The organism is gamma proteobacterium symbiont of Scutellera amethystina, from assembly GCF_059730845.1.
In genome coordinates, this window is sequence record NZ_AP035935.1 from 3,206,462 (window position 1) to 3,224,730 (window position 18,269).

Below are 18,269 nucleotides of genomic sequence, written 5' to 3' on the forward strand. Positions count from 1 at the left end.
ATCCACTGGACGTAATCCGGTGAACAAAGCTGAAAATTCTTTCTGTCTCTCAGACCAAAACGCCTCTGGCGTTGTAAGGTTAAGCCTCACGGGTCATTAGTACCGGTTAGCTCAACGCATCGCTGCGCTTACACACCCGGCCTATCAACGTCGTCGTCTTCAACGTCCCTTCAGGACCCTTAAAGGGTCAGGGAGAACTCATCTCGGGGCAAGTTTCGTGCTTAGATGCTTTCAGCACTTATCTCTTCCGCACTTAGCTACCGGGCAGTGCCATTGGCATGACAACCCGAACACCAGCGGTGCGTTCACTCCGGTCCTCTCGTACTAGGAGCAACCCCCCTCAATTCTCCAGCGCCCACGGCAGATAGGGACCGAACTGTCTCACGACGTTCTAAACCCAGCTCGCGTACCACTTTAAACGGCGAACAGCCGTACCCTTGGGACCTACTTCAGCCCCAGGATGTGATGAGCCGACATCGAGGTGCCAAACACCGCCGTCGATATGAACTCTTGGGCGGTATCAGCCTGTTATCCCCGGAGTACCTTTTATCCGTTGAGCGATGGCCCTTCCATTCAGAACCACCGGATCACTATGACCTGCTTTCGCACCTGCTCGAGCCGTCACTCTCGCAGTCAAGCTGGCTTATGCCATTGCACTAACCTCCTGATGTCCGACCAGGATTAGCCAACCTTCGTGCTCCTCCGTTACGCTTTGGGAGGAGACCGCCCCAGTCAAACTACCCACCAGACACTGTCCGCAGCCCGGATTACGGGCCTACGTTAGAACATCAAACATTAAAGGGTGGTATTTCAAGGTTGGCTCCACGCAGACTGGCGTCCACGCTTCAAAGCCTCCCACCTATCCTACACATCAAGGCTCAATGTTCAGTGTCAAGCTATAGTAAAGGTTCACGGGGTCTTTCCGTCTTGCCGCGGGTACACTGCATCTTCACAGCGATTTCAATTTCACTGAGTCTCGGGTGGAGACAGCCTGGCCATCATTACGCCATTCGTGCAGGTCGGAACTTACCCGACAAGGAATTTCGCTACCTTAGGACCGTTATAGTTACGGCCGCCGTTTACCGGGGCTTCGATCAAGAGCTTCTCCTTGCGGATAACCCCATCAATTAACCTTCCGGCACCGGGCAGGCGTCACACCGTATACGTCCACTTTCGTGTTTGCACAGTGCTGTGTTTTTAATAAACAGTTGCAGCCAGCTGGTATCTTCGACTGGCCTCGGCTCCGGGAGCAAGTCCCTTCACCTACGCGCCAGCGTGCCTTCTCCCGAAGTTACGGCACCATTTTGCCTAGTTCCTTCACCCGAGTTCTCTCAAGCGCCTTGGTATTCTCTACCTGACCACCTGTGTCGGTTTGGGGTACGATTTCGTGTTACCTGGAGCTTAGAGGCTTTTCCTGGAAGCAGGGCATCAGTTACTTCACCGCCGTGGCGGCTCGTCGTCACGCCTCAGTGTTAAAGAAGACCGGATTTGCCTGGTCTTCACACCTGCACGCTTAAACCGGGACAACCGTCGCCCGGATAACCTAGCCTTCTCCGTCCCCCCTTCGCAGTAACACCAAGTACAGGAATATTAACCTGTTTCCCATCGACTACGCTTTTCAGCCTCGCCTTAGGGGTCGACTCACCCTGCCCCGATTAACGTTGGACAGGAACCCTTGGTCTTCCGGCGAGCGGGCTTTTCACCCGCTTTATCGTTACTTATGTCAGCATTCGCACTTCTGATACCTCCAGCATGCCTCACAGCACACCTTCAGCGGCTTACAGAACGCTCCCCTACCCAACAACACATAGTGTCGCTGCCGCAGCTTCGGTGCATGGTTTAGCCCCGTTACATCTTCCGCGCAGGCCGACTCGACCAGTGAGCTATTACGCTTTCTTTAAATGATGGCTGCTTCTAAGCCAACATCCTGGCTGTCTGTGCCTTCCCACATCGTTTCCCACTTAACCATGACTTTGGGACCTTAGCTGGCGGTCTGGGTTGTTTCCCTCTTCACGACGGACGTTAGCACCCGCCGTGTGTCTCCCGTGATAACATTCCTCGGTATTCGCAGTTTGCATCGGGTTGGTAAGCCGGGATGGCCCCCTAGCCGAAACAGTGCTCTACCCCCGAGGATGAGTTCACGAGGCGCTACCTAAATAGCTTTCGGGGAGAACCAGCTATCTCCCGGTTTGATTGGCCTTTCACCCCCAGCCACAAGTCATCCGCTAATTTTTCAACATTAGTCGGTTCGGTCCTCCAGTTAGTGTTACCCAACCTTCAACCTGCCCATGGCTAGATCACCGGGTTTCGGGTCTATACCCTGCAACTTAACGCCCAATTAAGACTCGGTTTCCCTTCGGCTCCCCTATGCGGTTAACCTTGCTACAGAATATAAGTCGCTGACCCATTATACAAAAGGTACGCAGTCACCTAACAGGTAGGCTCCCACTGCTTGTACGTACACGGTTTCAGGTTCTGTTTCACTCCCCTCGCCGGGGTTCTTTTCGCCTTTCCCTCACGGTACTGGTTCACTATCGGTCAGTCAGGAGTATTTAGCCTTGGAGGATGGTCCCCCCATGTTCAGACAGGATACCACGTGTCCCGCCCTACTCGTCGGACTCACAACTCATGCATCTTCGTGTACGGGGCTGTCACCCGGTATCGCGCGACTTTCCAGACGCTTCCACTGATGCATAAGCTGATTCAGGTCCTGGGCTGCTCCCCGTTCGCTCGCCGCTACTGGGGGAATCTCGGTTGATTTCTTTTCCTCGGGGTACTTAGATGTTTCAGTTCCCCCGGTTCGCCTCGTTTGACTATGTATTCATCAAACGATGATGCACAGAGTGCACCGGGTTTCCCCATTCGGACATCGACGGCTGTAGCGGTTCATATCACCTTACCGTCGCTTTTCGCAGATTAGCACGTCCTTCATCGCCTCTGACTGCCAGGGCATCCACCGTGTACGCTTAGTCGCTTAACCTCACAACCCACAGGCGTTTTGCAACGCTGCGGACTGCAAGCATTTGAGAGACCCGAACGCATCGTGATTCATTTCTTATTACGGAGAAATGAAGCGACGCGTCGTTTCAAATTTTCAGCTTGTTCCGGATTGTTAAAGAGCAATATCTCAAACACGACGTTACCGTCAGTTTTGAGATATTCTGTTGAGACACCTTTCACCTGTCACCAAGCAGTGGCGTCCCCTAGGGGATTCGAACCCCTGTTGCCGCCGTGAAAGGGCGGAGTCCTAACCGCTAGACGAAGGGGACACAAAGTGTCACGACTTCGCAGCCGTCCTGCTCGTTACTTTTCTATCAGACAATCTGTGTGAGCACTTCGCGGGAAGGTATCTTCAGGTAAGGAGGTGATCCAACCGCAGGTTCCCCTACGGTTACCTTGTTACGACTTCACCCCAGTCATGAATCACAAAGTGGTAAGCGCCCTCCCGAAGGTTAAGCTACCTACTTCTTTTGCAACCCACTCCCATGGTGTGACGGGCGGTGTGTACAAGGCCCGGGAACGTATTCACCGTAGCATTCTGATCTACGATTACTAGCGATTCCGACTTCATGGAGTCGAGTTGCAGACTCCAATCCGGACTACGACGCACTTTATGAGGTCCGCTTGCTCTCGCGAGGTCGCTTCTCTTTGTATGCGCCATTGTAGCACGTGTGTAGCCCTGGCCGTAAGGGCCATGATGACTTGACGTCATCCCCACCTTCCTCCGGTTTATCACCGGCAGTCTCCTTTGAGTTCCCGGCCGAGCCGCTGGCAACAAAGGATAAGGGTTGCGCTCGTTGCGGGACTTAACCCAACATTTCACAACACGAGCTGACGACAGCCATGCAGCACCTGTCTCAGAGTTCCCGAAGGCACCAAAGCATCTCTGCTAAGTTCTCTGGATGTCAAGGCCAGGTAAGGTTCTTCGCGTTGCATCGAATTAAACCACATGCTCCACCGCTTGTGCGGGCCCCCGTCAATTCATTTGAGTTTTAACCTTGCGGCCGTACTCCCCAGGCGGTCGACTTAACGCGTTAGCTCCGGAAGCCACGCCTCAAGGGCACAACCTCCAAGTCGACATCGTTTACGGCGTGGACTACCAGGGTATCTAATCCTGTTTGCTCCCCACGCTTTCGCACCTGAGCGTCAGTCTTCGTCCAGGGGGCCGCCTTCGCCACCGGTATTCCTCCAGATCTCTACGCATTTCACCGCTACACCTGGAATTCTACCCCCCTCTACGAGACTCAAGCCTGCCAGTTTCAAATGCAGTTCCCAGGTTAAGCCCGGGGATTTCACATCTGACTTAACAGACCGCCTGCGTGCGCTTTACGCCCAGTAATTCCGATTAACGCTTGCACCCTCCGTATTACCGCGGCTGCTGGCACGGAGTTAGCCGGTGCTTCTTCTGCGGGTAACGTCAATCGGCAAGGTTATTAACCTCACCGCCTTCCTCCCCGCTGAAAGTACTTTACAACCCGAAGGCCTTCTTCATACACGCGGCATGGCTGCATCAGGCTTGCGCCCATTGTGCAATATTCCCCACTGCTGCCTCCCGTAGGAGTCTGGACCGTGTCTCAGTTCCAGTGTGGCTGGTCATCCTCTCAGACCAGCTAGGGATCGTCGCCTAGGTGAGCCATTACCCCACCTACTAGCTAATCCCATCTGGGCACATCCGATGGTGTGAGGCCCGAAGGTCCCCCACTTTGGTCTTGCGACGTTATGCGGTATTAGCTACCGTTTCCAGTAGTTATCCCCCTCCATCGGGCAGTTTCCCAGACATTACTCACCCGTCCGCCACTCGCCACCCAAAGAGCAAGCTCTTCTGTGCTGCCGTTCGACTTGCATGTGTTAGGCCTGCCGCCAGCGTTCAATCTGAGCCATGATCAAACTCTTCAATTTAAAGTTTGATTTGCTGCAACGAGTGCAGCGATGCTCTGTGAATTAAACTTCGTAATGAATTACGTGTTCACTCAGCAAAGACTTGATATTTTTTAAAGCCCGTAGGCTTGTGATATCAATCCTGCGAGTGCCCACACAGATTGTCTGATAAATTGTTAAAGAGCGGTGCGACGCGGCGTTCGGCCTGCTGTCGCGAGGTGGCGTATATTACGCTTTCCTCCTTCAGAGTCAAACACTTTTTTTAGCGTTTTTCTCCGGCGGGGTGAATCGCTTCACGCCCTGCTGAGCCGCCTGCGTTGCCGCTTTGCCGTCTCAGTGGTGGCGCATTATAGGGCGAACTTATGGAAGCGCAAGTGCAAATTTCAACTTTTTTACTGTTCGCTTAAGATTTGTGCAGAAGGCCTGATTTCAGGCCTTTTTCATGCGCGCCGGCAGCTCTGCGAGACTATCAATCACCCAATCCGCAGCCGCTTCGCCTTCGGCGGTGACCGGCTTACCACTGCGCACCAGCACTTTGGTTCCCACACCTGCCGCCTGCGCTGCCAGCATATCTTCCAGCTTATCGCCCACCATATAAGAAGCCGCCATATCGATGTTCAGGTGTTTCTGTGCCGAAAGCAGCATGCCCGGTTGCGGCTTGCGGCAATCGCAAGTCTGGCGGTACTCCACGACCGTTGCATCTGGCAGATGCGGACAGAAATAGATGCTGTCGAGATCGACATCGCGATCGGCCAGCGACCAGTCCATCCACTCGGTGAGTTGCATAAACTGATCTTCGGTAAACATGCCGCGCGCGATGCCAGACTGGTTGGTCACCAGCACCAGCGCGTAGCCCATCTTCTTTAACGCCTGCAGCGCTTCAATGGTGCCATCAATAAACTGAAAATTATCGATCTCATGAACATAGCCGTGATCGACATTCAGGGTGCCATCACGATCGAGAAAAATAGCCGGGACTGGGTTCGCCACGTAGAAACTCCTGCTGCAAATAGTGCCGCGCAGTATCGCATGATTGCGCATACCGTGAGAATGGCAGATTGAATGACTTTGATTGATTTAGCCGTCTGGATGCCTTACCATCCATCCAGATTTCGCCTGCCCCGGCGGCGCGAAGACCGATACACCACGGACAACGCAACACGATAACAATTAAACTAATGATTAAACTCGAAAATATCACCAAAGTGTTCCAGCAGGGTTCACGCACTATTCAGGCGTTGTCAAACGTTAGCCTGCACGTGCCTGCCGGACAAATTTATGGCGTCATCGGTTCATCCGGTGCCGGTAAAAGTACGCTCATCCGCTGCGTCAATCTGCTGGAGCGCCCGACATCCGGTCGCGTGCTGGTTGACGGTCAGGAGCTCACCGCGCTCTCTTCCGGGCAGTTGACGCTGGCGCGCCGCCAGATTGGCATGATCTTCCAGCACTTCAACCTGATGAACTCCCGCACCGTGTCGGGCAACGTTGCGCTGCCGCTTGAGCTGGGTAACCTGTCACGCGAAGCGATCAAAAAGCGCGTCAGCGAGCTTCTGGAGCTGGTCGGTCTGGCGGACAAACACGACAGCTGGCCGGCGAATCTGTCCGGCGGTCAGAAACAGCGCGTCGCGATTGCCCGTGCGCTGGCCAGCAATCCGAAGGTCCTGCTGTGTGATGAAGCCACCAGCGCACTGGACCCGGCCACCACCCGTTCGATTCTGGAGCTGCTGAAAGACATCAACCGTCGTCTCGGTATCACCATTCTGCTGATCACCCACGAGATGGATGTGGTGAAACGCATCTGCGATCAGGTAGCGGTGATCAGCAACGGCGAACTGATTGAAAAAGACAGCGTCAGCGAAGTGTTCTCGCATCCGAAAACGCCCCTGGCCCAGCAGTTTATTCAGTCAACGCTGCATCTGGATATTCCGGATGATTACCAGCAGCGCATGCAGGAGAGCGTGGGCATCGACAGCGTGCCGCTGCTGCGGCTGGAGTTCACCGGTAAATCGGTGGATGCGCCGCTGCTGTCAGAAGCCGCGCGCCGTTTCAACGTCAATAACAACATTATCAGTGCCCAGATGGATTACGCCGGTGGCGTGAAGTTCGGCATCATGCTGGCCGAAATGGACGGCAGTGAAACAGATACACAAGCCGCTATTGCCTGGCTGAAAGAAAATCATGTGAAAGTAGAGGTGCTGGGTTATGTCTGAAGCGATGCTGTGGTTACTGACGCGTGGCGTCTGGGAAACGCTGATGATGACCTTCGTTTCTGGTTTCTTTGGCTTTGTGCTTGGCCTGCCGGTTGGCGTACTGCTGTACGTCACCCGTCCGGGACAGATTCTGGCCAACACTGCGCTGTATCGCGTGCTGTCAGCCATCGTCAATATTTTCCGTTCTATTCCTTTCATTATCCTGCTGGTGTGGATGATTCCGTTTACCCGCGCCATCGTCGGCACTTCCATTGGTCTGCAGGCGGCTATCGTTCCGCTGACCGTGGGCGCGGCGCCGTTTATCGCCCGTATGGTGGAGAACGCGCTGCTTGAGTTGCCGACCGGACTAATTGAAGCCTCGCGCGCCATGGGTGCCACACCGCTGCAGATCGTGCGTAAGGTGCTGCTGCCGGAAGCGCTGCCAGGGCTGGTGAATGCCGCTACAATTACCCTGATTACGCTGGTGGGCTACTCCGCCATGGGCGGTGCTGTGGGCGCAGGCGGTCTGGGCCAGATTGGCTATCAGTATGGTTACATCGGCTATAACGCCACCGTGATGAATACTGTGCTGATTTTGCTGGTGGTGCTGGTGTATTTAATTCAGTTCTGTGGTGACCGCATCGTGCGTGCGGTGTCACATAAATAAGCAAACAACATCAATAGTCCTCTATTAAGGAAAGGATATGTCTTTCACATTTAAAAAGATTGCCGCTGTGGGTGCTCTGATTGGCGCGATTGCGCTGGCAGGATGCGATCAGAAAGAGAAAGATCCCAACCACATTAAAGTGGGTGTGATTGTCGGGGCTGAGCAGCAGGTTGCGGAAACTGCCGTGAAAGTCGCGAAAGAGAAATACGGTCTCGATGTTGAACTGGTTACCTTTAACGATTACGTGCTGCCTAACGAAGCGCTGAGCAAAGGCGATATTGACGTTAACGCCTTCCAGCACAAGCCGTACCTCGATCAGCAGATCAAAGACCGCGGTTACAAACTGGTGCCGGTCGGCAACACCTTCGTTTATCCGATTGCCGGCTACTCGAAAAAAATCAAATCGCTGGATGAGCTGCAGAACGGTGCGCAGATCGCTATCCCGAACGATCCAACCAACCTCGGTCGTTCTCTGCTGCTGCTGCAGAAAGTGGGCCTGATCAAACTGAAAGATGGTGTGGGCCTGCTGCCAACCTCACTGGATATTACTGAGAATCCAAAGAACCTGAAGATTGTTGAGCTGGAAGCGCCACAGCTGCCACGTTCACTGGACGATCAGCAGATTGCGCTGGCGGTGATCAACACCACTTACGCCAGCCAGATTGGCCTGACCCCGGCGAAGGACGGCATCTTCGTAGAAGATAAAGACTCGCCGTACGTGAACCTGATCGTTAGCCGCGAAGACAACAAAGACGCGGAGAACGTGAAGAAGTTTGTTGAGGCTTATCAGTCAGACGAAGTGTCTGAAGCCGCCAACAAAATCTTCAACGGCGGCGCAGTGAAAGGCTGGTAATTATCCCTTTCATGCGGTGCAGGGCGGCTTCGGCCGCCCTTTCTATTTCAGCATGTGGCAGCTGACTTGTTATTTCTGGTCGTCCTTGTTTCAATAACGCCACTTTTTATTACATGAGGATGTTGCCATGCGTTTTTTACCGCTCTGCTTGTTGGCATTGATGCTGACCGGGTGCGTGCGTGAATATCACCCAATAAGCAGTGCTCCGTCTCGCCCGCAGCAATCAACCAGCGAACCTCAGCGCAAACCGGCTGCGCGTCCGGCCCCGGTGAAGATCTATACCGATGCGACCGATCTGGTCAGCAATCCGTTCCGCGATCTGGGCGAAGTGTCGGGTGATGATTGCCAGAGCAGCACCCAGGACTCGCCGCCGAACCTCAATACCGCGCGTAAACGCCTGCAGATTAAAGCGGCCGGCATGAAAGCCAACGCCGTGCTGCTGCACAAGTGTGAAATTGTCTCCAGCACGCCAGGCTGCTATCGCCAGGCCGTATGCCAGGGCTCCGCGCTGAAAGTCTCGAATCAATGAGTGAATTTGCCTTTGCGCAAATCGGCGTGATCCGTTCGCCGTGGAAAGAGAAATTTGCCGTACCGCGCCAGCCGGGTCTGGTGCAGGACGGCGGTGGCGAACTGCATCTGCTGGCACCGTACAATCAGCCTGAAGCGGTGCGTGGACTGGAGGCATTCAGTCATTTGTGGGTGTTGTTCGTCTTTCACCAGACCATGGCCGGCGGCTGGCGCCCAACTGTACGCCCGCCGCGCCTCGGCGGAAATGCCCGCATGGGCGTATTTGCCACCCGCTCGACCTTTCGCCCCAATCCTATCGGCATGTCGCTGGTTGAGCTCAAAGGCATCCGCTGCGAGCAGCAACAGGTGATTCTGCAATTGGGCAGCCTCGATTTGGTGGACGGCACCCCTGTGGTGGATATCAAGCCTTACCTGCCCTTCGCCGAAGCGCTGCCTGAGGCGCGCGCGGGTTTCGCCCAGAGCGCGCCCGACGCCAGCATGCCGGTGCGTTTCTCCGCGCAGGCGCAGCAGCAGCTGCAACAGCAGCAACGCGATTACCCGCAGCTGGCGCGCTTTATCACTGAAGTGCTGGCGCAGGATCCGCGTCCGGCTTATCGCAAAGGCGAAAGCCCTGGCCGTGAATATGCCGCGTGGCTGCTCGACTTTAATGTGCGCTGGCGCATTGACGCGGCGGGAACCGAGGTGATCGCGCTCGATCCGCGCTAAAACAAGCTTTTGAGTGACGGATCTCGCTGGTACACTAGCCGCCAGCAAATTTTTTGTTCGTATCCTTCCGTACAACTGGAATCGTAAATTAATGCGTACTACTCAATATCTGCTCTCCACCCTGAAGGAGACGCCTTCCGATGCTGAAGTGATCAGCCACCAGCTGATGCTGCGCGCCGGTATGATCCGCAAACTGGCTTCCGGTCTCTATACCTGGCTGCCGACCGGTATTCGCGTGCTGCGAAAAGTTGAAAACATCGTGCGCGAAGAGATGAACAACGCCGGTGCGATTGAGATCTCCATGCCGGTGGTTCAGCCAGCCGATCTGTGGGAAGAGAGCGGTCGCTGGGAGCAGTACGGCCCGGAGCTGCTGCGCATTAAAGACCGCCACGAACGTCCGTTTGTGCTGGGTCCGACCCATGAAGAAGTGGTCACCGACCTGATCCGCAACGAGCTCAGCTCCTATAAGCAGCTGCCGCTCAACGTCTATCAGATCCAGACCAAATTCCGTGATGAAGTACGCCCGCGTTTTGGCGTGATGCGTTCGCGCGAATTCATCATGAAGGATGCATACTCATTCCACACCTCGCAGGAGTCGCTGCAGGAAACTTACGATGCGATGTACCGCGCCTACAGCCAGAGCTTCAGCCGCATGGGGCTGGATTTCCGCGCCGTACAGGCCGATACCGGTTCGATTGGCGGCAGTGGCTCGCATGAGTTCCAGGTGCTGGCGCAGAGTGGTGAAGATGATGTGATCTTCTCCAGCGAGTCCGATTACGCGGCCAACATTGAGAAAGCCGAAGCGCTGGCACCTGCCGGTGAGCGCCCGGCGGCAACGCAGGCGCTGACGCAGTTCGCTACGCCAGACGCGAAAACCATCGCCGAGCTGGTCGAACAGCATCAGATCCCGGTAGAAAAAACGGTGAAAACGCTGATCGTGAAAGCCAGCGAAGAGAGCGGCCATTCGCTGGTTGCGCTGCTGTTACGCGGCGACCACGAGCTCAACGAAATCAAAGCCGAGCATCTGGACATCGTGGCCGCGCCACTGGAAATGGGCAGCGAGGAAGAGATTCGCGCCGCCATCGGTGCCGGTTTTGGTTCTCTCGGTCCGGTCGGTCTGACCATCCCGGTGATTGCTGACCGCACCGTAGCAAAAATGAGTGACTTCGCGGCAGGCGCCAACATTGATGGCCAGCACTATGCCGGCATCAACTGGGGTCGCGATCTGCCAGAAGCACGCGTAGAAGATATTCGTAACGTGGTAGAAGGCGATCCGAGCCCGGATGGCAAAGGCGTGCTGATGATTAAGCGCGGCATTGAAGTCGGCCACATCTTCCAGCTCGGCACCAAATATTCGGACGCGATGAAAGCAGCGGTACAGGGTGAAGATGGTCGCAATCAGATCATGACCATGGGCTGCTACGGTATCGGTATCACCCGCGTCGTGGCGGCGGCTATCGAACAGAACCACGACGAGCGCGGGATTATCTGGCCTGCAGCGCTGGCACCGTTCGAAGTGGCGATTCTGCCGATGAACATGCACAAATCCTTCCGCGTGAAAGAGCTGGCGGAACAGCTGTACAACGAGCTGCGCGCCAAAGGCATCGACGTCATTCTTGACGATCGTAAAGAGCGTCCGGGCGTGATGTTCGCCGATATGGAACTGATTGGCGTACCGCACACTATCGTGATTGGCGATCGCAACCTGGATAACCAGGAGATCGAGTACAAAGCCCGCGCCGCCAGCGAGAAGCAGATGATTAAGCAGCACGACATCGTCGACTTCCTCAGCCGCGCCCTCAACAAGTAATCCCCTGACGCCTCCTGCCGGAGGCGTTTTTTTTAGCGTAGCTTGCCGCGCAGCGCCTTCACATTGCTGCGTCGTGATTTACCTTCCAGCCGCCGCTCTCGGGACGCCCGCGTCGGGCGCGTCGCGCGGCGCACTTTCTCCACCGTCGTCAGCTCGCGTATCAGGTTGATCAGCCGCTGCAGCGCCGCTTCGCGGTTCATCTCCTGGCTGCGATACTCCTGCGCTTTGATAATCACCACGCCATCGGCGCTGATCAAATGGTGGTTCGCCTCCAGCAGCCGCTGTTTATAAAACGGCGGTAGCGACGAGGCGTGAATATCGAAACGCAGATGGATAGCGGTCGACGTCTTATTGACGTGCTGGCCGCCCGCGCCCTGAGCGCGAATGGCACTGAGCTCCACTTCATTGTCCGCAATTGAAACACTACGTGACAGCACAATCATCTGCCACCTGCCGTTATCAGCGCGGTTGTATCCGGAAATAACCTGTTCATCAACTTAACCTTTTGTGCGCCGCCAGGCTGGCTGAGACCAGTGCTGGCTGTCACTTTTTGCCCTTTCTTTGCCACCTTCCCTGCGCCCCCTGGCTGATTTCCAGCGAACCCCTGTGATATAGTCGCATATCAACCAGAGTATTGATGCTCTGCTGAGGAGGTGTATGTGCAAAAGTATTGTGAGTTAGTTCGCCAGAAGTATGCCGGGATTGGCAGCGGCGACCTGGGGTATGTGCCAGACGCGATCGGATGCGCACTGAAAGCACTCAATGATATTGCCGCTAATTCTGCGCTAAACTCTTCTGTCAGGGAACAGGCAGCGTATGCCGCTGCAAACTTATTGGTGAGCGACTATGTTGACGAATGAAGCCTACAAACCCATCAACTGTGATGACTACGACAACCTCGAGCTCGCCTGTACCAAACACTGGACGCTGTCGCTGGAGCTCAAAAACGGCGACCAGCTGAAAGCGAAAGCCGTGGACATGGTCTCACGTAAAAACGTCGAGTATCTTGCGGTCGACCTCTCCGGTGAAACGCGCGAGCTGCGTCTCGACCACATCGCCAGCTTCAGCCATCCTGAGCTGGGCACCGTTATCGTCAGCGAAGACGAATAATCTCTCCCCGGGCGGGAAAGCTGTTCCCGCCCACCTCGCTTAAGGCTGCAGCGAAGCGTAGTACGCCGCTAAATCATCCATATCCTGATCGCTCAACCCGGCAACAAAGGCTTTCATCACCTCTGCCTGACCGCCACTGCGCTCGCCTTTTTTGTAGGCCTGCAGCGAATGCAGCAGGTAGGGCGCATGCTGCCCGGCCAGATTAGGGTAAAGCGGCACCGCGCTCTTACCTTCTGCGCCATGGCACGCCATACAGCTGGCGGCTTTCTGCGCGCCAGCCTTGACGTCGCCCTGCGCAAACGCCGGCAGCGCAGCAGCCAGTAGCGCCGCGACAATCCACTGTTTCATCATTGCTGTTCCTTTTTAGGGTGTTGACCAGATCGCCTGCCAGCCTTGCGTCTCGCCCGCCGCGCCTGCGCGGGTGACAAACAGCCCGGGCGCAGCAATCAGCGTCTGGTTGTAGTAAATCAACGGAATGCGTTCGCGCTGCCACGGCGGGACGCCCAGCTCCTGCCACAGTTTTTTCATTTCGCGACCACCAGCCCGGCCGACAACATGGTGATAGCCGCGGGCCTGAAAGCGCACAATAACCTGCTCATCCGCCGCCGGCTGGCGCAGTTCCGCCTGCGCCGGGCTGGCGCGCAGTTCACCCAGCCCATCAGGCAAAATTAATGGCTGCGTCAGCGGCTGCCAGGTTAGCGAGTGCTGACTCAGTGAGTGCTGTCGCGGCAGCCAGTAAAGCCGTTCCCGGTAGCGCCGCAGTTCGTGCGCGCCAAAGCGCAGACACGGCTGCGCATCTTCACGGCTGTGCATCACCTCGTCGGTAATGCGCTGCAGCGCGTCGCGCGCGGGCATTGCACCACCGCGTTCGCCAATCCAGCGCCGCAGCAGCGCGTGCCGCCGCGCCTCGCTACAGGCCAGCAGCGGCGGAAAATGCAGTGCGCCCTGAGCATCGGTCAGTTGCGCCAGCTGCTCGCTGAGCAGCTCATCCAGCAGTTGCTCCTGCTCACCGCACAGCGCTGCGCTGCGGGCACTGGCCGCGCTGAAGTGCGGCCAGCGCGCCTGCAGCAGCGGCAGCACGTCCTGGCGCAGGAAATTGCGATCGTAGCGACGGTCAGCGTTGCTCTCATCGTCAATCCAGTCCAGCTGGTGCCCGACAGCGTAAGCTTCCAGCTGCTGACGGCTGAGGTTGAGCAACGGGCGCAGATGCCAGTGGCCGTTAACCTGCCGCTGCTGCGGCATCGCCGCCAGACCCGCCGGACCGCTGCCGCGTTTCAGCGCCAGCAGCAGCGTTTCAGACTGGTCATCGAGGTGCTGAGCAGTAAGTAAGTACTCACCGGGTTGCAAGTGAGTGAATAACGCCTGATAGCGCGCCGTGCGGGCTGCGGCTTCGATACCGCCGGCGCGAGCGTCCACCTGCACGCGCAGCACCTCGCAGGGAATGTGCCACTGCTGACACTGCTGCTGGCAGTGCGCCGCCCAGCGATCGGCGTTGGGGCTTAAACCATGATGCACGTGTAATGCGCGCACGCGCAGCTGCGGCTGCTGGCGTTGCCAGCTCACTAACTGATGCAGCAGGACGCTGGAATCGAGCCCGCCGCTGAATGCCAGCACGCAGCGGGCATCGGCTGGCAGCAGCGCAGCAAGATGAGAAAAGGACATGCACGCATTCCGTTGAGGTGAACCGCCGGATTGCGGCTCACTGCGCGCGCTATTTTACGCCTGATACAGCTCCAGCGGCAAACCGTCCGGATCGGGGAAGAAAGTACAGGCTTTACCGGTGAGAGCATCGATGCGGATCGGCTCGCACACCACGCCCTTGTCTGCCAGCGCGGCAACCGACTGTTCGACATCATTCACACAAAACGCCAGATGGCGCAGCCCGCACGCTTCCGGCCCGCTGACGCGCGGCGGCGGCGCAGGAAACGAGAACAGCTCAATGGTATAGACGCCATCAAGGCCAAGATCGCCTTTCCATGAGTCGCGCTCAGCGCGATAGTATTCACCCAGTAGCTCAAAGCCCAGCACGTCGCAGTAAAACGCCTTACTGCGCTGATAATCGGTGGCAATAATGGCGATGTGGTGGATCTGTTTTATCTGCAGCATAGCGGCTCCGAAAGTATTCTGAGCCGCTTAGCCTACGTGCCCGGCGCGGCGCTGAAAAGAGGCAATTATCTGAAGTTAGCGCACAGGCTCGTCACGCAGCACGCGCACCAGATAGCGACCGTCGTCGGTGAGCGTGGCACCGTGAATATCCGTTTCAAAGCCGGGATAGTGCCGCCCGATGGTACAGAGCATCAGCAGGAAATCCAGCACCGCCCGGCTCTGTTCGGTAATCATCTCGCCCGGCATCACCAGCGGCACGCCTGGCGGATAAGGCAGGATCATGTTGGCTGAAATCCGCCCAACCAGCTCGCGAATGTCCACGGTTTCCACCTGCCCCTGCACCTGCCGCTGAAACGCCTGGTGCGGCGTCATCTTCATCTCCGGCAGAACGTCGAATGCCCGCAGCATCAGACGCGGCAGATCGTGCTGCAGGATCAGCTGATGAATGCCCTGCGCCAGCGTCTGGATGCGCATGTTACGGTAGAAGTCAGGATCTTCAGCATACAGATCCGGCAGCATGTTTTTTACCCGCAGATTGAGATCGTAGGCGCGTTTAAACTCCGTCAGTCCGCGCAGCACGCTCATCGCTTTGGTTTTATCAATGCCAATGCTGAACAGGAACAACAGGTTATACGGTCCGGTCTTCTCCACCACGATGCCACGCTGGTCGAGGAATTTCGCCACCAGCGCGGCCGGAATGCCCTCTTCCGCCATCTGGCCCAGTTCGCTCATGCCCGGCGTAAGTATGGTGACTTTGATGGGATCAAGGTACATATGATCGCGATCGGCGTGGGTAAAGCCGTGCCACGCCTCGTCACCCGGCTGAATTGGCCAGCATTCGGCTTCATCGACCTGCTCCGGCTGCCAGATATCAAAGAACCAGCCGTCAGACTCTTCGCGCAGCCGCTGGATCTCGCGGCGAAAATGCAGCGCGCGCTCCACCGAGCGATTAATCAGCCGCCGGCCCGGATTACCGCGCAGCATCGCCGCCGCGGTCTCAATCGAAGAGACGATCGCGTAGCTCGGCGAGGTGGTGGTGTGCATCATGTAGGCTTCGTTGAAGGTGTCGTGATCGTAATCGCCCTTGATGTGAATCAGCGACGCCTGTGAGAACGCCGCCAGCAGTTTGTGGGTCGACTGGGTTTCATAGATCACTTTGCCGGGAATGCGCTCGCCGCTCATGCCACTTTTGCCGCTGTAGATAGGGTGAAAATTGGTGTATGGCACCCAGGCGGAATCGAAATGAATGGACGGCACGTCCAGCGTCTGTTTGATGTATTGCGTGTTATACAGCAGACCGTCGTAGGTTGAGTTGGTGATGACCGCATGCACCGGCCAGCGGGCGCGCGGTGTGTCGTTAACTTTCTGCTGGATGCTGTCGCGGGTGAATTCGCGCTTAGGGATGCCACCCAAAATGCCCAGCGCGTTGCGCGTTGGTTTGAGCCAGATGGGGATGATGTCGCTCATCATCAGCAGATGAGTCAGCGATTTGTGGCAGTTGCGGTCAATCAGCACCGTGCTGCCGGCCGGTGCGGCGTACATTCCGACGATTTTATTTGAAGTCGACGTGCCGTTGGTGACCATATAGCTCTGTTCAGCGCCAAAGGTGCGCGCCACATACTCTTCTGCTTCGAGGTGCGGACCAGTGTGATCGAGCAGCGAACCCAGCTCGGTGACCGAGATCGATACATCCGCTTTCAGCGTGTTGGCGCCGAAGAAATCATAGAACAGGCTGCCGACCGGGCTTTTCTGAAACGCCGTGCCGCCCATGTGGCCCGGCGTGCAGAAGGTGTATTTCCCCTCTTTGACGTAGGTGAACAGCGCTTTGGTCAGCGGCGGCATAATTTTGTCGATGTACTCATCGGTGTACTGCCGGATATGCAGTGCAATATCGTCAGCGGCGTTGAGCGCGTATTCGAAGAAGTGCAGCGCCATGCGCATTTCATTAATGCTGACATCCATCTGCGAATGGGTGTTGATGAAGGCATACAGCGGCAGTGATTCGTTAAGCTGATTGATGTCGCTGCACAGCGCCAGGCTGTAGTCGTCCCAGTCAAATATCACCCCGCAGACGCGCGGGTTGTGTTCAATCAGTTTCAGCAGGTCGCTGGCATTGTTGGGGTAAACGGTCTGGAAACCCTGCAGCTTCAGCGCCGCGTCCAGTTCACGAATCGGTTCATCTTTGTAGAACGCGCCGTGCGGTCCCATGATCGCAATAATATTCAATGCTCACCTCCTGTGGTGTTGTGGCACGGAATAAGGATAGCGAAAAGTGGCGGGTGAATGTTCCGGAATCGCGCCGTTGTTGGCCTGATGTTTGTCAGCGATGCATCTCAGGTCGCCATGAATGGCGACCCTACAGGATTACTACCCGGTTTTTCCCAGGGTGCGCATTGAGGTACAAACAGGCATAAAAAAAGCGGACCGGGGTCCGCTTCTGTGAAGGCTTTTAGGCGTTTACGCGTAGCCGTAGCTCATCAGGCGCTGATAGCGGCGGTTGAGCAGCTCTTCCGTGCTCAGCACATCGAGATCGGCCAGATCGGCCAGCAGCTGCTGCTTGAGCGCTGCCGCCATGTCCACCGGATGACGGTGCGCGCCGCCCAGCGGTTCCGGGATGATCGAATCGATCAGCTTCAGCTCTTTCAGACGCCCGGCGGTAATGCCCATCGCTTCTGCGGCCAGTGGCGCTTTGTCGGCGCTCTTCCACAGAATTGACGCACAGCCTTCCGGTGAGATCACCGAATAGGTGCTGTACTGCAGCATATTCACTTTATCGCCAACGCCAATCGCCAGCGCGCCGCCGGAGCCGCCTTCGCCGATCACGGTACAGATCACCGGGATCTTCAGGCCTGACATCTCGCGCAGGTTGCGGGCAATCGCTTCAGACTGACCGCGCTCTTCCGCGCCCACGCCCGGATAGGCACCCGGCGTGTCGATGAAGGTGATCAGTGGCATCTTAAAGCGCTCGGCCATCTCCATCAGACGCAGTGCTTTACGGTAGCCCTCGGGTGCTGGCATACCGAAGTTACGCCGGATTTTCTCTTTGGTTTCGCGGCCTTTCTGATGGCCAATGACCATCACCGGACGCCCATCCAGACGAGCGATGCCGCCGACAATGGCTTTATCATCGGCATAGGCGCGGTCACCGGCCAGCTCGTCAAAATCGTCAAACGCATTGCGGACATAGTCCAGCGTATAAGGACGCAGCGGATGGCGCGCCAGCTGCGCAACCTGCCATGCACCCAAATCGGAGAAGATTTTACGGGTCAGCTCGACGCTTTTCTCGCGCAGACGCTGCACTTCTTCATCCAGATTAATATCGTGTTTCTCATCCGAACGACCAATCGATTTCAGCGAGTCGATTTTCGCTTCCAGTTCAGCGATTGGCTGTTCAAAATCCAGGTAATTAAGACTCATAATGTT

Annotated in this window: 15 protein-coding genes, 1 tRNA gene and 2 rRNA genes; 8 read left to right on the forward strand and 10 right to left on the reverse strand. The window is 56.5% G+C overall.

The window, feature by feature from the left end:
• Positions 1-75: 75 nt before the first annotated feature.
• From AC6I79_RS15170 to gmhB, 4 genes are all read right to left on the reverse strand, one after another.
• A 23S ribosomal RNA gene (locus tag AC6I79_RS15170) occupies positions 76-2,980 on the reverse strand.
• Between the two features lie 214 nt (positions 2,981-3,194).
• Positions 3,195-3,269: transfer RNA gene (locus AC6I79_RS15175), tRNA-Glu, on the reverse strand.
• An 88-nt stretch (positions 3,270-3,357) separates the two neighbouring features.
• Positions 3,358-4,899, reverse strand: a 16S ribosomal RNA gene (locus AC6I79_RS15180).
• The 16S and 23S rRNA genes sit together here with 1 tRNA gene alongside, the layout of an rRNA operon.
• Before the next feature lie 408 nt (positions 4,900-5,307).
• Complete coding sequence (gene gmhB, locus AC6I79_RS15185; RefSeq protein WP_238561161.1) at positions 5,308-5,868, reverse strand: D-glycero-beta-D-manno-heptose 1,7-bisphosphate 7-phosphatase; 561 nt, start codon at positions 5,866-5,868, stop codon at positions 5,308-5,310.
• A gap of 188 nt (positions 5,869-6,056) precedes the next feature.
• Here gmhB and metN point away from each other — a divergent pair, with 188 nt between their 5' ends.
• From metN to proS, 6 genes are all read left to right on the forward strand, one after another.
• A complete protein-coding gene (gene metN / locus AC6I79_RS15190; protein WP_159377282.1) occupies positions 6,057-7,088 on the forward strand; it encodes a methionine ABC transporter ATP-binding protein MetN in 1,032 nt (343 codons plus the stop codon).
• Entirely contained in the window at positions 7,081-7,734 is a 654-nt protein-coding gene (locus AC6I79_RS15195) for a methionine ABC transporter permease MetI (protein WP_021507464.1), read from the forward strand. The genes metN and AC6I79_RS15195 overlap by 8 nt, the downstream gene beginning before the upstream one ends.
• Positions 7,735-7,771: 37 nt before the next feature.
• Entirely contained in the window at positions 7,772-8,587 is an 816-nt protein-coding gene (locus tag AC6I79_RS15200) for a MetQ/NlpA family lipoprotein (protein WP_021507465.1), read from the forward strand.
• Positions 8,588-8,714: 127 nt separating this feature from the next.
• Complete coding sequence (gene rcsF / locus AC6I79_RS15205) at positions 8,715-9,116, forward strand: envelope stress sensor lipoprotein RcsF (RefSeq protein ID WP_021507466.1); 402 nt, start codon at positions 8,715-8,717, stop codon at positions 9,114-9,116.
• Positions 9,113-9,820 (forward strand): tRNA (N6-threonylcarbamoyladenosine(37)-N6)-methyltransferase TrmO, encoded by a 708-nt coding sequence (gene tsaA, locus AC6I79_RS15210; protein WP_282954705.1) that lies wholly within the window; start codon positions 9,113-9,115, stop codon positions 9,818-9,820. The genes rcsF and tsaA overlap by 4 nt, the downstream gene beginning before the upstream one ends.
• Before the next feature lie 91 nt (positions 9,821-9,911).
• Positions 9,912-11,630 carry a proline--tRNA ligase gene (gene proS / locus AC6I79_RS15215; RefSeq protein ID WP_132466636.1) on the forward strand — a complete coding sequence of 573 codons (1,719 nt, stop codon included), beginning with the start codon at positions 9,912-9,914 and terminating at the stop codon, positions 11,628-11,630.
• 32 nt (positions 11,631-11,662) lie between these two features.
• On the opposite strand, the gene arfB is transcribed toward proS, so the two are convergent.
• Complete coding sequence (gene arfB, locus AC6I79_RS15220) at positions 11,663-12,073, reverse strand: alternative ribosome rescue aminoacyl-tRNA hydrolase ArfB (RefSeq protein WP_021507469.1); 411 nt, start codon at positions 12,071-12,073, stop codon at positions 11,663-11,665.
• Between the two features lie 216 nt (positions 12,074-12,289).
• Here arfB and AC6I79_RS15225 point away from each other — a divergent pair, with 216 nt between their 5' ends.
• Entirely contained in the window at positions 12,290-12,490 is a 201-nt protein-coding gene (locus AC6I79_RS15225; protein ID WP_021507470.1) for a YaeP family protein, read from the forward strand.
• Positions 12,477-12,740, forward strand: coding sequence for a Rho-binding antiterminator (gene rof, locus AC6I79_RS15230; RefSeq protein WP_021507471.1), 264 nt, complete (start codon positions 12,477-12,479; stop codon positions 12,738-12,740). The genes AC6I79_RS15225 and rof overlap by 14 nt, the downstream gene beginning before the upstream one ends.
• Positions 12,741-12,779: 39 nt before the next feature.
• Here the strand turns inward: rof and AC6I79_RS15235 are convergent, their stop codons facing one another.
• The 5 genes from AC6I79_RS15235 to accA form a co-directional block, all read right to left on the reverse strand.
• On the reverse strand, positions 12,780-13,088 hold the full coding sequence (locus AC6I79_RS15235) for a c-type cytochrome (RefSeq protein WP_031279691.1): 309 nt from the start codon (positions 13,086-13,088) through the stop codon (positions 12,780-12,782).
• Between the two features lie 15 nt (positions 13,089-13,103).
• The gene (tilS, locus tag AC6I79_RS15240) at positions 13,104-14,402 is read right to left on the reverse strand and encodes a tRNA lysidine(34) synthetase TilS (protein WP_498027362.1); all 1,299 of its coding nucleotides are present in this window, start codon (positions 14,400-14,402) and stop codon (positions 13,104-13,106) included.
• A 54-nt stretch (positions 14,403-14,456) separates the two neighbouring features.
• Positions 14,457-14,846 carry a VOC family protein gene (locus AC6I79_RS15245; RefSeq protein WP_159377285.1) on the reverse strand — a complete coding sequence of 130 codons (390 nt, stop codon included), beginning with the start codon at positions 14,844-14,846 and terminating at the stop codon, positions 14,457-14,459.
• Between the two features lie 75 nt (positions 14,847-14,921).
• Positions 14,922-17,072 (reverse strand): lysine decarboxylase LdcC, encoded by a 2,151-nt coding sequence (locus AC6I79_RS15250; protein ID WP_021507475.1) that lies wholly within the window; start codon positions 17,070-17,072, stop codon positions 14,922-14,924.
• A 231-nt stretch (positions 17,073-17,303) separates the two neighbouring features.
• Positions 17,304-18,263: an acetyl-CoA carboxylase carboxyl transferase subunit alpha gene (accA, locus tag AC6I79_RS15255; protein ID WP_021507476.1), complete on the reverse strand. Its 960-nt coding sequence runs from the start codon at positions 18,261-18,263 to the stop codon at positions 17,304-17,306.
• Positions 18,264-18,269 lie beyond the last annotated feature (6 nt).

What these genes read in the sequence shown, in the direction of transcription:
- metN (WP_159377282.1), top strand. Translation starts at nt 6,057, where the DNA reads ATGATTAAACTCGAAAATATCACCAAAGTGTTCCAGCAGGGTTCACGC.
- AC6I79_RS15195 (WP_021507464.1), top strand. Translation starts at nt 7,081, where the DNA reads ATGTCTGAAGCGATGCTGTGGTTACTGACGCGTGGCGTCTGGGAAACG.
- AC6I79_RS15200 (WP_021507465.1), top strand. Translation starts at nt 7,772, where the DNA reads ATGTCTTTCACATTTAAAAAGATTGCCGCTGTGGGTGCTCTGATTGGC.
- rcsF (WP_021507466.1), top strand. Translation starts at nt 8,715, where the DNA reads ATGCGTTTTTTACCGCTCTGCTTGTTGGCATTGATGCTGACCGGGTGC.
- tsaA (WP_282954705.1), top strand. Translation starts at nt 9,113, where the DNA reads ATGAGTGAATTTGCCTTTGCGCAAATCGGCGTGATCCGTTCGCCGTGG.
- proS (WP_132466636.1), top strand. Translation starts at nt 9,912, where the DNA reads ATGCGTACTACTCAATATCTGCTCTCCACCCTGAAGGAGACGCCTTCC.
- arfB (WP_021507469.1), bottom strand. Translation starts at nt 12,073, where the DNA reads ATGATTGTGCTGTCACGTAGTGTTTCAATTGCGGACAATGAAGTGGAG.
- rof (WP_021507471.1), top strand. Translation starts at nt 12,477, where the DNA reads ATGTTGACGAATGAAGCCTACAAACCCATCAACTGTGATGACTACGAC.
- AC6I79_RS15235 (WP_031279691.1), bottom strand. Translation starts at nt 13,088, where the DNA reads ATGAAACAGTGGATTGTCGCGGCGCTACTGGCTGCTGCGCTGCCGGCG.
- tilS (WP_498027362.1), bottom strand. Translation starts at nt 14,402, where the DNA reads ATGTCCTTTTCTCATCTTGCTGCGCTGCTGCCAGCCGATGCCCGCTGC.
- AC6I79_RS15245 (WP_159377285.1), bottom strand. Translation starts at nt 14,846, where the DNA reads ATGCTGCAGATAAAACAGATCCACCACATCGCCATTATTGCCACCGAT.
- accA (WP_021507476.1), bottom strand. Translation starts at nt 18,263, where the DNA reads ATGAGTCTTAATTACCTGGATTTTGAACAGCCAATCGCTGAACTGGAA.